The following is a 13,048-nucleotide window of genomic DNA, read 5'->3' on the forward strand; positions in this document are numbered from 1 at the left end:
ATATCCTCTGTGGTAAAAAGAATCACATGAAATACATTCTTCTCGTCATAGCCGTTCTTTCCTCTTCGCTGCTGCAGGCTCAGCAAGCTGATGTGCTCATTCGCAATGGCCGCATCATTGATGGCACAGGCAACAACTGGTACTATGCCGACGTAGCCATCGCTAATGGAAAAATCATCGCCATCGGCAAACTATCCCATTACACTGCCGGCAAAGTCATCGACGCCAAAGGCTTGTATGTAGCACCCGGCTTCATCGACGTGCATACACACATTGAAGGCGATGAAGCAAAAGCACCAGATGCGAAAAGTTTTATTCTCGATGGTGTAACCAGTGTGGTAGCCGGCAACTGTGGCGAAAGTGCCGACGACATGGCGCAATACTTCCGCTTCATCGACAGTTTGAAACTCTCCATCAATGTAGCTGCGTTAGTAGGGCACAATACCGTACGCCAACTGGTGATGGGCGAAGCCAACCGTACACCTACTACCGAAGAACAACAACGTATGGAAGCACTCGTGGCCAAAGCCATGCAGGCAGGTGCAGTTGGTTTGAGTACGGGTTTGATATACATACCGGGCACGTATTCTACAACACCCGAAGTAGTGGGTTTGGCCAAGGTAGCAGCGCAATACAAGGGCGTATATGCCACCCACATGCGCAACGAAGCCGACTTGGTACACGAAGCCATTGCCGAAGCCATCAACATCGGCCGACAGGCAAATATTCCCGTGGAGATTTCGCATTTCAAACTCAGCGGCCAAAACAACTGGGGCCGCAGCAACGAAACCTTGGGCCTTGTAAAACAAGCCAGAGCAGAAGGCATCGAAGTCACCATCGATCAATATCCGTACACAGCGTCGAGTACATCGCTGTCTACACTTTTTCCCGATGAAATGCTGGCCGATGGTGCTGATTCTGTAAAGGCAAGAATCAACAATCCAGTTACCAGAGCCTACATCAAAAATTACATGCTGGCCAAGCTCAAGAAGCGACAACAAAAACATTTTACTTATTGCCAAATTGCTTCCTATCGGGCTAATCCCAGTTGGAATGGCAAAAACATTGAAGAAGTAAACCTGATGCTGGGCAGAAAGCACAACGCAGCTGCCGAAGCCGACCTCATCATCGACATGATGTACAAAGGCGGCGCCAGCATGGTGTTTCATGGCATGAGCGAAGCTGATGTCAAAAACATCATGCAATATCCCTTCAACATGTTTGCCAGCGATGCCAGCATTCGGGTGTTCAACAGCGGTGTGCCGCATCCTCGTGGCTACGGCACCAATGCAAGAGTGTTAGGTAAGTATGTTCGGCAAGAAAAAGTATTGTCGCTGGAAGAAGCCATTCGCAGAATGACCTCTTTACCTGCACAAAAGTTTGGCCTTCACAATCGGGGTTTGCTCAAGCCCGGCATGATGGCCGATATTGTGGTGTTTGATGCCAACACCGTCATTGACAAATCAACCTATGCGCAACCGCATCAGTACAGCGAAGGCTTTCAATATGTACTGGTGAATGGCGCAGTGGTTGTAGATAACGCACAACACACAGGGGCTCGCCCCGGCACCATCTTGTACGGACAAGGCAAAACGGCTCAACCATCACATTAGTTTTTTTGGTCGACCAACAGAAGCGCCTTGTGGCAGCTGCGTTGTGTCACTCCCTTCGTCTGCATCGCTTTGTGCATCTTTTCACATCATCCTTTTGTATCACACATAACCCTTGCACATCATTAATGATTATGAAATACTTGCTGTATCTCTTATTGTTGCCTACCTTCTCGTTGGCACAATCATTCACCCCCGCCGAGGTTGCCAAATGGAAGCAACAGGCACAACGTGTCACCATCATCCGCGACAAATGGGGCATACCACATGTGTATGGCAAAACCGATGCCGATGCCGTGTTTGGTTTGTTGTTCGCCCAATGCGAAGACGACTTCCCACGGGTGGAAGCCAACTACATCGAAAAGCTCGGCCGCCAGGCAGAAGTGCAGGGCAGCAAAGCCTTGTACGAAGATTTACTGCATCGGTTGGTGCTGGATAGTGCCGCTGCCAAAAAAGATTTTGCCACCGCACCTGCGTGGATGAAAAAGTTGTGCATCGCCTTTGCAGACGGCGTTAATTATTACCTCGCTACGCATCCAAAAGTGAAACCGGCTTTGCTTCGCCGCTTCGAACCTTGGTGGCCTTTCATGTGGACCGATGGCAGCATTGGCGCCATCAGCACCGGCGGTGCTACCCCACAAGAGCTGCAAAGTTTCTACACCGGTGAAACAGTGGCCGCCCTGCCACCCAAACTTGGTGATGACCCGCAAACCGGTAGTAACGGTTTTGCCTTTGCACCATCCGTTACCGCATCGGGCAAAGCCATTTTGTACATCAATCCACATGTTACTTTTTACTTCCGTCCCGAAGTGCACATGGTCAGCGAAGAAGGTTTGAATGCCTACGGTGCTGTTACCTGGGGGCAGTTTTTTATTTACCAGGGCTTTAATGAAAACTGTGGCTGGATGCATACCAGCAGCCAGGCCGATGTAGCCGATTTGTATGCGGAAAAAATTCAAGACAGCGCCGGCCAACTCATGTATCAATACGACAATGCATTGCGTAAAGTGCAGCAAAAAGACATCCGCATTACCGTACAAGAAAATGGGGTGAAGAGCACGAAAAAATTCACCGCCTTTTTCACGCACCACGGACCTGTGATGGCCAAGCGCAACGACCGCTGGCTGACACTCAAGCACCACAACCGCAGTGCCAAAGGACTGGAGCAAAGCTGGCTCCGCACCAAAGTGAAAAACTTCGCCGGCTTTCAGCAGCTGATGGCCATGAAAGAAAATACCAGCAACAACACCGTGTACGCCGACAAAGAAGGCAACATCGGTTATTGGCATGGCAACTTTATGCCGCGTCGTAATCCGCAGTACGACTGGAGCCAACCCGTAGATGGTACCACCAGCGCTACCGAATGGCAGGGCCTGCATGAGCCTGCAGAAATGGTCACCATCATCAACCCTGCCAATGGTTGGTTGCAAAACTGTAATGCCACGCCATTTACTGCAGCAGGTACCGCCAGCCCCAACCGCAGCAATTTTCCTACATACATGGCCCCCGATGCCGAAAACTACCGGGGCATCAATGCCGTGAATGTATGGCGTAACGCACAGGTATTGACGATAGACAAAGTGATAGCTGGTGGCTACACCCGCAAGCTGCCTGCTTTTGATGATATGATTCCCGCATTGGCCAAAGCCTGGGCCAACAGACCTTACCTGGCAGACAGTAGTGTGAAGCAATTGGAACAAGCCATTGGTATGATGACTGCCTGGGATCGTCAATCTGATTATGGTTCTATTGCGACCACGCTGGCCATTGAATGGGCGCAGCGGTTGCTGCCCGCCATTCAGCGGATGCCTACTCCCAATACGCCCAATGCAGGTTTTATTGAAAAAGCACAAGCTTATCTGCAGCAAGCTGCTCCACTGGAACTCATTCAGCCACTGCAAGCAACGCTCAATGATTTACGCAGTCGCTTTCCATCGTGGCAAGTGCCCTGGGGAGAAATCAACCGCTACCAACGCTTAACAGGTAAATTGCAAGAAATGTACAACGATACATTGCCCAGTATTCCGGCACGTTTTGCCGCTGCTACCTGGGGTGCATTGCCGAGCTACGTAAGCCGCCAAATGAATGGCAGTGCACGACGCTATGGCTTTAGTGGCAACAGCTTTATTTGTGCCGTAGAGTTTGGCGAAAAGGTATCTGCCAAATCATTGCTGGCCGGCGGCAACAGCAACAACCCTTCTTCCAAACATTTTAGCGACCAGGCTGCCATGTACGCCAGTGGCGAGTTTAAGCCAGTGCTGTACTATAAAGCCGATGTGCTGAAATACAAAGAACGTGTGTACAAGCCGGGAATGTAGGCAATGAAGAATGAGGGATTAGTATTTAGGAATTTGTAGATAAAAAACTGGCGGCTCGTTTTGAACGAGCCGCCAGTTGTATTTTCAACCGTTATCAATATTTCATCAGCTTTTTCACAGCTGCATCTAAACGGCTTTTGGCGAGGTATTGTTGTTCAAGTTCAATATTGAATGGGATGGGTGTATCTAGCGAAGCACAACGCACCACAGGTGCATCCAGCATATCAAAACAATGCTCACTGATCCATGCACTGATTTCGCCACCGATACCGCCGAGCAAATTGTCTTCATGCAAAATGAGCACTTTGCCCGTGGCTTGTACCGCTTCCCGAATGGCGCTGTAATCCAGCGGTAGCAAACTCCGCAAGTCCAAAATGTGCAGCGATACATGCATGTGACGCTGCTGATATTCCATGGCCCAATGCACACCGCTACCATAAGTAATGATGGAGATATCCTCACCATCCTGCACCACACGGGCTTTGCCAATTTCAACTTCATAATAATGCGACGGCACATAACCACTCACACTACGGTACAAAGCTTTGTGCTCGAAAAACATCACCGGGTTAGGATCATTAATCGCAGCAATCATCAGGCCCTTGGCATCGGCGGGAGTAGATGGATACACCACTTTTAAGCCGGGTGTATGCGTAAACCACGCTTCATTGCTTTGGCTATGAAAAGGACCGGCTCCCACACCAGCACCTGATGGCATCCGAATCACCACATCGGCATTTTGCCCCCAGCGGTAATAAATCTTCGCCAGGTTGTTGATGATTTGGTTGAAGCCAACCGTTACAAAATCGGCAAACTGCATTTCCATCATGCTCTTGTACCCTTCAAGTGACAAGCCTAAAGCAGCGCCTACAATAGCACTTTCGCACAAAGGCGTATTCCGTACTCTGGCTTTACCAAACTCCTGAACAAATCCTTCAGTGATTTTGAATGCACCGCCGTATTCAGCAATATCCTGACCCATCAGCACCAGGTTGGTGTGCACCTGCATGCTTTGGTACAAGCCATCTCTGATGCCATCAATAAACCGGCTGTTGTTGCTGTCGGTAATCAATGATGTAGGGCTGACAGCTGGTACTAGCATCGGCTTTACAGGTGCGTAAACATCTGCGAGTTCCTCTTGTTCATCGGGCATCATTTCAGCCGAATCGTAAGCCTTGGTGAGTTCGGCTTCTATGTGTGCTTTCAGGTTTTGTTTGAGTGCATCAATCTGTTGTGCGTTTATCACACCCGTTTGCTGCAAGTAGAATTCAAAATTCTCCACCGGATCTTTTTTCTTCCATTCATCAAACAAATGCTGCGGCACATATTTGGTACCACTGGCCTCTTCGTGGCCCCGCATTCTAAACGTCATGCATTCTACGAGGTAAGGCTTTTGCTCTTTGATGCAATACTCCCGCACTCCTTTCAGCGTATCTATAACGGTCAATATATTGTTGCCGTCGATAGTAATGCCTTCCATGCCGTAGCCTTTGGCTTTATCAGCTATTTGTGCACATCGAAACTGTTCATTGGTAGGCGTACTCAATCCGTAGCCGTTGTTTTCTACAATAAAAATCACGGGCAAATCCCACACAGCGGCTACGTTCAGTGCTTCGTGAAAATCGCCTTCGCTTGTTCCACCATCACCGCTAAATGCCACGGCTACTTTAGCTTCGCCTTTCAGTTTGTGGGCCAATGCCACACCATCTGCCAAAGCCAGCTGTGGGCCCAGGTGGCTAATCATACCGCATACATGATGCGCTGCACTACCAAAGTGAAAGCTTCTTTCACGGCCTTTGCTGTAGCCATCTTTATTGCCCTGCCATTGTTTAAATAATGTTGAGAGCGGCATGTGCCGGCCGGTAAACACACCGAGGTTGCGGTGCAGCGGCATAATCCATTCATCTTGCTGCAGCGCATGTGTTACACCGCAGGCAATGGCTTCCTGCCCAATGCCACTAAACCATTTGCTGATTTTTCCCTGCCGCAGCAGCACCAGCATTTTTTCTTCTATCATGCGGGGCAGCAGCAGTTGCTGGTATATGTCTATGAGTTCGGCATCACTCCATTGTTTGCGGTCGTACATCATGGCAATCGTTCAGATAAGATGCCGCAATTTACCAGTAATGCTTCAAACCCCATGACCATAGATTGGTGAACTTATTCTTCTTGCTGGTGACTGCTCAGCAGCCAACCTTGCAACCAGGAATTGATGATGGATAAGAGGAAACTGAACAGCAAGGCCCACCAAAAACCATCCACCCGAAAGCCATCAATCCAGTTGGCAGCCAGCAGTACCATGAGTGCATTTACCACAAACAAAAACAACCCAAGGGTAACAATGGTAACGGGCAAGGTGAGCAATACCAGTATCGGCTTTATAAAAGAATTGATAAGCGACAAAACCACTGCTGCCACTACCGCTTTCCAGCTGCTGGCTACTGCAACACCTGGCAGCAACCAGGCCAGAAAAACAATCACCACTGCCGAAATCAATACCCGTGCTATCCAGAGTTTCATGTGCAAATTTTTAAGCTGCCTAAATGTAGGCCAGCCTACCAGAAAATCCTACAAGCTCTAACAGCTTTTACTTTGTTGTAACCAGTGCTTTTTGCAACAGCTGCACTGCTTCTTTGTCTTCATAGTCACGGGCCAGTTGTAGCAAAGCCTGCTGTAGCGATGCTTTCACAGTAGCCATGGCAGGCAGCTGCGCTATGTTTTTCATTTCCGAAGGATCGCTGCCCAAATCGTACAACTCCCACTGCTCAAACGGTCCGTAAAAGAAAATGAGTTTGTACTGTGCGGTTCGAATACCAATATGCGGCGCTACCCGATGTGGCTCTGGATACTCGTAATAGTGATAGTACAACGAAGACCGCCATGTGTTTGTGTCGCTCTTTTTTTGCCACAGTGGCACCATGCTTTTACCCTGAATATCAGCTGGCACCGGCACTCCTGCCAATTGCAGTAATGTGGGTGCCAAATCCATATTCATTACCAATTGCGGCACTTGTGTACCCGGCTGAATGTGCTTGGGATACCGCATCAGCAAAGGCGTTCGCATGCTTTCTTCATACATAAAGCGTTTGTCGAACCAGCCGTGTTCACCCAAATAAAAACCCTGATCTGATGCATACACCACAATGGTTTCGTTGCTGAGTCCTGCACTGTCCAGGTAGTTGAGCACCCGGCCAATATTTCTGTCCATTGATTTGGCAGTGGCGAGATAATCTTTCAGGTAGCGTTGGTATTTCCACTCGGTCAATTTATTGCTGTCGGCTTTTACTTTTTCGTACGACGCTGTTACACCTGAATAATATTTTTTCAGCTGCTGCCGTTGCGGTTCATTCAACCGGCGATACATCCAGCCCTTATCAAAATCAGCATTCACTTTTAAATCATAATCGAGCAGCATGGTTTGCTTGATGCTCATGTCTTGCTCTTGTGCAGCACGGCGACCAGTGTAGCCATCATAAAAGGTTGCGGGCAAATCAAACTGCACCGAATCGTAAGCGCCAAATTCTTGCAAATCTGGTATCCAGGTACGGTGTGTGGCTTTGTGCCCAATCACCAGAAAAAAAGGTTTGTCGGCTGCTGTTTGTTGCCGCAGCCAATCCAAAGAAAAATCTGTGATGACAGTTGAAACATACCCTTCGTGGCGCAGGGTATCGTTGTTCATGTTGATGAAATCGGGATTGTAATAATGGCCCTGATCGGGCAGTATATGCCAGTGCTGAAAACCTTGCGGCAATGTTTGCAAATGCCATTTACCAATCCATGCGGTTTGATAGCCTTGTGCCGCCAGCAATTTTTGTATTTGTTGCTGGCTGCCATCAAATCTTCTACCGGCGCTGTTGTCTATCAGGCCCGATTTGTGGCCGTATTTACCCGTGAGCAACACCGCTCTGCTGGGAGCACAAATAGAGTTGGTCACAAAACTGTTGCTAAACAAAGCCCCTTCTTTTGCCAGCCGGTCGATGGCGGGTGTTTGCATCAGTTTGCTGCCGTAAGCACTAATAGATTGCTGCGCATGATCGTCGGAAAAGATGACCACAATATTGGGGCGCTTTTGCTGTGCCTGTGCAGTAGCCGCCAGCAGTACACAACCCACAATCAATTTTCTGAATGGCATGGCATAACGATGTTGAATAACGAAGTTGCTCATCAACACGGTTGCTTTTTCAAGTTGGCGCTTATTAATTATTTTAAAAAAAACAGTTTCATGACGGTGTAGCCGCTGCGCTACAAGCTTTTTTCAGAAAAACTCCTAATATTGCAGCAGCATTCTGATTCGAGCCCTTGCGATTCTCCTCCCTCAAAGGCTCTCAGCTTCGCCAAATCAAACCGATTCTCACTTTTCCTTTTACGGTCTCACTGACTCAAGTAAACGATTCTTTATTTATTATCCCCGTATGTACGACATTTTGCAACTGAACGACATGCTCGTTCCTGAACTGGTGGACATTGCAGAAAACCTGAAAATAACTGATGCCAAAAAACTGGCCAAGCAGGATCTTATTTATAAAATTCTTGACAAGCAAGCTGTGATAGAAAGCGCTATGAAAGCAAATGAAGATGGCGATAAGCCAAAACGCAAACGCATTGTAAAAGCCACTACAGCCAATGTAACTGAAGAGGCAGAAGTAATGGAACCAACACAACCTGCTGCTCCTGCTGCAGTAGAACCGGTTCAGGAAAAAAAGGCGGGCCGCCCTGCTAAAAAAGCGGCTCCGAAAAAAGCGGCTCCAAAGAAAGAAGAACAGGCCGAACTGCCATTGGAAAATACCCGCCAGCACCACCGCAAAGACAAAGTGGCCGGTCCGATTTTAGAAGATGGTGAGTCTATCGAAGATATTTTCCGGAATGCCCTGCAAAACATGGACAATCCTACTATTTCCGAAGATGAAGTAGTGGTAGAAGATCCGGCAGAAAATACGGAAGTACAAAGCCCTGAAGCGCCTGTGGCAGAGCAGCGCCCAAGGCCACAGCAGCCTTACCAGCAGCGCCAGCAGCAACAACTGCATGTACAAAAGCCCAAAGAACCTGCTTTCAATATCGAACTGGATGCCATTGTACATGGTGAAGGCGTATTGGAAATGATGCCCGACGGCTATGGCTTTTTGCGCAGCAGCGATTACAACTATTTGAGCAGCCCCGATGATGTATATGTAAGCCCCAGCCAAATCAAACTCTTTGGCCTCAAAACCGGCGATACTGTTTTGGGTACGGTGCGGCCACCGAAAGAAGGCGAAAAATATTTTGCCTTGGTAAAAGTGGACAACATCAACGGCAAAACGCCTGAAGAAGTGCGTGACCGTGTGCCGTTCGATTACCTGACGCCATTGTTCCCTTACGAAAAACTGAACCTCTTTACCACACCTGGCAACCTGAGCACCCGCATCATGGATTTGTTTACGCCCATTGGTAAAGGTCAGCGTGGCCTGATTGTGGCGCAGCCCAAAACGGGTAAAACCATGCTGCTGAAAGAAGTAGCCAATGCCATTGCCGCCAACCACCCCGAAGTATATATGATGGTGGTACTGATAGACGAACGCCCTGAGGAAGTAACCGATATGGAACGCAGCGTTCGTGCCGAAGTATTGGCCAGCACCTTTGATGAGCCTGCAGAAAAACACGTGAAAGTGAGTGCCATTGCCTTGCAAAAAGCGAAGCGATTGGTAGAATGCGGTCACGATGTGGTGATACTGCTTGACTCTATCACCCGCCTGGCCCGTGCACACAACACTGTAGCTCCTGCCAGTGGTAAAGTGCTGAGCGGTGGTGTGGAAGCCAACGCCATGCAAAAGCCGAAGCAGTTTTTTGGCGCCGCCCGTAAAATTGAAAATGGCGGTTCACTCACCATTTTGGCCACCGCTTTGATTGATACCGGCAGCCGTATGGATGAAGTGATTTTCGAAGAATTTAAAGGTACCGGCAACATGGAATTGCAGCTGGATCGCCGCTTGGCAAACAAGCGCATCTTCCCTGCTATCGACCTGGTTGCCTCTTCTACCCGCCGCGACGATTTGTTGTTGGACAAAGATGTAGTGAGCCGCATGTACCTGCTGCGCAACTATCTGGCCGACATGAACGCCGAAGAAGCGATGAACGACCTGATGAAACGGATGCGTGGCACCAAAGACAACTACGAGTTTCTGGCCAGCATGAACCGCTAATCACGAACGTATATTTATGAAAATAGCCTGCAACAACTGCAGGCTATTTTTTTGCGGTGCATTTATTCTTCTACCTCTACCACCCCGCCGCTAATGGCAAACTTCAGCGCATTGGGAGCAGCTACATCGTCAAGTTTTTTAATGCGGTCTCTTGTTACAAAAAACAAGGTACCTGCTACCGCATAACTGTTGGGTACATACACAGTAATATGTTCTTCCAGTCCGAATTGCTCCAAATCTTCGTTGGTAATAAAACCCACCTGCCACACATCGGGCTGGTAAATGCTTACCAGCACAGCCTTGCTAAACTTGCGTTTTTTGCCGGCAAATGCTTCCGAAAAGTCTTTTACAAAAGAGTAGATGGTTTTTACACCGGGCGTTTTTTCCAGGGCGTGGTCGAAAAAGGCGAGCAACCTGCCTACCACAAAGAACGAACTTACATAACCCACCAGTAAAATGCCCGCCATTACCAGCACAAAACCAAGGCCGGGTAGGTAAAAAGGCTTGTCGGGGTTGCCGCTCAGGTTGATGTACACAGGAATGAGCCTGTCGAGCCAGGAAAAAAGGTTATAAATAATATAGGCCGTAATACTTACCGGGGCCAGTACCAGAATGCCCTGCAAAAAGTATTGAAATAAACGACGGCTGGTAAAATGGTTGCGCATACTGCAGCATGGTTTGGTGCTGTTGCGAAGGTGCACAAAGTTGGCCAGTTGGCGGGCAGCCCTTACAGGCGGCAAAATAATTTGATGGAAACTTTGGATGCCTTAAAAGTTTCCATAGTTTTGCCCGTTCCCAATTCTGACCATGGAAGCTCAACAACTCATTTTAGAAAAAGCCTTCGATTTATTTAAGCGCTACGGCATTCGTAGTGTGTCGATGGATGACATTGCCTCGCAATGCGGCATGAGCAAAAAAACACTCTATCAGCACTTTGACGATAAAGACACGCTGGTGCACATTATTCTGGTACACATGGTAAGCAAGAGCGAAAGTCAGTGCTGCACCATAGAGCAGAAGAGTGAAAATGCCGTGCACGAAATCTTTTTGTCGATAGACATGCTGCAGGAAATGTTTGAAGGCATCAATCCCATCATGCTGTTCGACTTGCACAAGTACCACCAAATGGCCTACAAAAAACTAAACGATCACAAACAGCAGTTCATTTACAGCATCACCAAAAAAAATATTGAGAGAGGCATTGCAGAGGGTGTGTTCCGTGCCGATATTAATGTTGAAATTATGACGCACCTGCACCTGCACACCATATCTATGACTTTTGAACAGGAAATGCTGCCCCGCCAGAAATACAGCCTGGTAGATATACAAATGGAAGTGATGCTACACTATGTGCATGGTTTAGCTACCCCAAAAGGCGTTAAGCTGATAGAGAAATACAAACAGCAAAGAGCTGCCGCACTGCAACCTGCCTGACACCGTTCGGGCACACAACAATACCACCCAAAACAAAGTATCCAAAAGAATTTCAGATGAAACGAATGTTCACCTCCTTAGCAGGAGTAATGCTTACCCTCACCTGCCTGCCAGCAATGGCTCAACCCGCTGCTCCGCAAAAAACGGTGCATCAGCTTTCTGCCACACAAGCAGTAGAAATGGCCCTAAAACAAAGGGCTGAAGTACTATCGGCTCAAATTGACATCAACAATCAGGAAGCAATGAATAAAGAAATTACCGGCTCTGCTTTACCGCAGGTAAAGGGTAGTTTCGGCATTACCAAAAACTTCAAAATTCCTGTTACAGTATTGCCCGATTTTATTTCACCATCGGTATACGGTGTACTCGAAAAAGAAGATGTACGGGATGCACAGGGCAACCCTATCAAATTCGATGGCATCGTTAATACATTTCCGGCGGCTTTTGGTGTACCCTGGCAAGCATCGCTAGGTGTATCGGTACAACAGTTGCTGTTTCAACCCGATGTGTTTGTGGGGCTGAAAGCAAGAGATGGCTCAATGGAGCTGTACCGCAATCAACTGAAAGTAGCTGAAGACAGCGTAAAAGCCAACGTACTGCAAGCCTACTACGGTGTGCTCATTGCGCAAAAGGGTTTGGCCTTTGTAAGCGAAAGCAAGCAGCGGTTGCTAAAGTTGTTTTCCGATCAGGAGCAATTGTATGCCAATGGTTTTATTGAAAAACTGGACGTAGATAAAACCAAGGTAAACCTCAATAATCTTACAACCACCGAATCTCGCACCAGCAACCTCGTTCGCATTACATACAGTGGTTTAAAATTTGCGCTGGGCCTGCCACAAACCGATTCGCTGGTGCTCACCGATTCGCTTACAACGGAGTTTCTGACCCAGGATATTCTGTCGCTGGAAAATGATTTCAATTACCAAAATCGCAGCGAAATAAAAACCATTGAAACCAGTAATAAGCTGCTGGGCCTGCAGGTAGAACGGTATAAACTACAGGCCTACCCTACGGTAGCCGCTTTTTGGAATTTGCAAACCAATGCCCAGCGTCAGAAGTTCGACTTCTTTGCAAAAGAACGTTGGTTTTTTGCCAACATTGCCGGCATTAATGTGAGTGTACCACTGGCCGATGGATGGCAGCGCCGCAACCGTGTAAAGCAAGCCCAGTATGCTTTAGATAAAAACACGCTGAACATGGAGCGGTTTAAGCAAGCCATCGATTTGCAGTTGGTTTCGGCCCGCACCAACCTTACAAATGCTATTGAGCAACTCAATGCACAGGTTGAAAATAAGGCACTGGCAGAGCGGGTGTACAACACCACCAAACTGAAATACGACCGTGGCCTCGGCAGCAGTTTCGAATTACTGCAAAGCGATGCCGACTTGCAAGAGTCGCTGAACAACTACTACCAGTCGTTGTACAACGCAGTCATAGCTAAAATAAATTATACCCGTGCGTTGGGCAAGCTGTAAGCGTACCGCAACCACAAACTTCAATATCAATCTTT

9 protein-coding genes are annotated in these 13,048 nt (G+C 48.1%); 5 read left to right on the plus strand and 4 right to left on the minus strand.

Features of this window, described 5'->3' with window-relative positions:
- Nucleotides 1-26: 26 nt before the first annotated feature.
- The gene (locus V7Q13_RS05705; RefSeq protein ID WP_333799716.1) at nt 27-1,613 is read left to right on the plus strand and encodes an N-acyl-D-amino-acid deacylase family protein; all 1,587 of its coding nucleotides are present in this window, start codon (nt 27-29) and stop codon (nt 1,611-1,613) included.
- Between the two features lie 131 nt (nt 1,614-1,744).
- Complete coding sequence (locus tag V7Q13_RS05710) at nt 1,745-3,928, plus strand: penicillin acylase family protein (RefSeq protein ID WP_333799717.1); 2,184 nt, start codon at nt 1,745-1,747, stop codon at nt 3,926-3,928.
- Nucleotides 3,929-4,022: 94 nt separating this feature from the next.
- Here the strand turns inward: V7Q13_RS05710 and V7Q13_RS05715 are convergent, their stop codons facing one another.
- The 3 genes from V7Q13_RS05715 to V7Q13_RS05725 form a co-directional block, all read right to left on the minus strand.
- A complete protein-coding gene (locus V7Q13_RS05715; protein WP_333799718.1) occupies nt 4,023-6,017 on the minus strand; it encodes an alpha-ketoacid dehydrogenase subunit alpha/beta in 1,995 nt (664 codons plus the stop codon).
- Nucleotides 6,018-6,088: 71 nt separating this feature from the next.
- Nucleotides 6,089-6,448 (minus strand): phage holin family protein, encoded by a 360-nt coding sequence (locus V7Q13_RS05720; RefSeq protein WP_333799719.1) that lies wholly within the window; start codon nt 6,446-6,448, stop codon nt 6,089-6,091.
- A 67-nt stretch (nt 6,449-6,515) separates the two neighbouring features.
- Nucleotides 6,516-8,060, minus strand: a complete 1,545-nt coding sequence (locus V7Q13_RS05725) for a sulfatase family protein (protein WP_333799720.1) — start codon at nt 8,058-8,060, stop codon at nt 6,516-6,518.
- A gap of 280 nt (nt 8,061-8,340) precedes the next feature.
- Between V7Q13_RS05725 and rho the strand changes: the two genes are divergently transcribed.
- A complete protein-coding gene (gene rho / locus V7Q13_RS05730) occupies nt 8,341-10,104 on the plus strand; it encodes a transcription termination factor Rho (RefSeq protein WP_333799721.1) in 1,764 nt (587 codons plus the stop codon).
- Nucleotides 10,105-10,166: 62 nt separating this feature from the next.
- Here the strand turns inward: rho and V7Q13_RS05735 are convergent, their stop codons facing one another.
- A complete protein-coding gene (locus tag V7Q13_RS05735; protein WP_333799722.1) occupies nt 10,167-10,844 on the minus strand; it encodes a DUF502 domain-containing protein in 678 nt (225 codons plus the stop codon).
- 67 nt (nt 10,845-10,911) lie between these two features.
- On the opposite strand from V7Q13_RS05735, the gene V7Q13_RS05740 reads away from it, so the two are divergent.
- Complete coding sequence (locus V7Q13_RS05740; RefSeq protein WP_333799723.1) at nt 10,912-11,538, plus strand: TetR/AcrR family transcriptional regulator; 627 nt, start codon at nt 10,912-10,914, stop codon at nt 11,536-11,538.
- 56 nt (nt 11,539-11,594) lie between these two features.
- Entirely contained in the window at nt 11,595-13,013 is a 1,419-nt protein-coding gene (locus tag V7Q13_RS05745; protein WP_333799724.1) for a TolC family protein, read from the plus strand.
- Nucleotides 13,014-13,048: the final 35 nt, after the last annotated feature.

The organism is Phnomibacter sp., from assembly GCF_036803085.1.
Classification (GTDB): domain Bacteria; phylum Bacteroidota; class Bacteroidia; order Chitinophagales; family Chitinophagaceae; genus Phnomibacter.

Coding starts and splice junctions, on each gene's coding strand:
- V7Q13_RS05705 (WP_333799716.1), top strand. CDS start 27: ATGAAATACATTCTTCTCGTCATAGCCGTTCTTTCCTCTTCGCTGCTG.
- rho (WP_333799721.1), top strand. CDS start 8,341: ATGTACGACATTTTGCAACTGAACGACATGCTCGTTCCTGAACTGGTG.
- V7Q13_RS05710 (WP_333799717.1), top strand. CDS start 1,745: ATGAAATACTTGCTGTATCTCTTATTGTTGCCTACCTTCTCGTTGGCA.
- V7Q13_RS05715 (WP_333799718.1), bottom strand. CDS start 6,017: ATGATGTACGACCGCAAACAATGGAGTGATGCCGAACTCATAGACATA.
- V7Q13_RS05720 (WP_333799719.1), bottom strand. CDS start 6,448: ATGAAACTCTGGATAGCACGGGTATTGATTTCGGCAGTGGTGATTGTT.
- V7Q13_RS05745 (WP_333799724.1), top strand. CDS start 11,595: ATGAAACGAATGTTCACCTCCTTAGCAGGAGTAATGCTTACCCTCACC.
- V7Q13_RS05740 (WP_333799723.1), top strand. CDS start 10,912: ATGGAAGCTCAACAACTCATTTTAGAAAAAGCCTTCGATTTATTTAAG.
- V7Q13_RS05725 (WP_333799720.1), bottom strand. CDS start 8,060: ATGCCATTCAGAAAATTGATTGTGGGTTGTGTACTGCTGGCGGCTACT.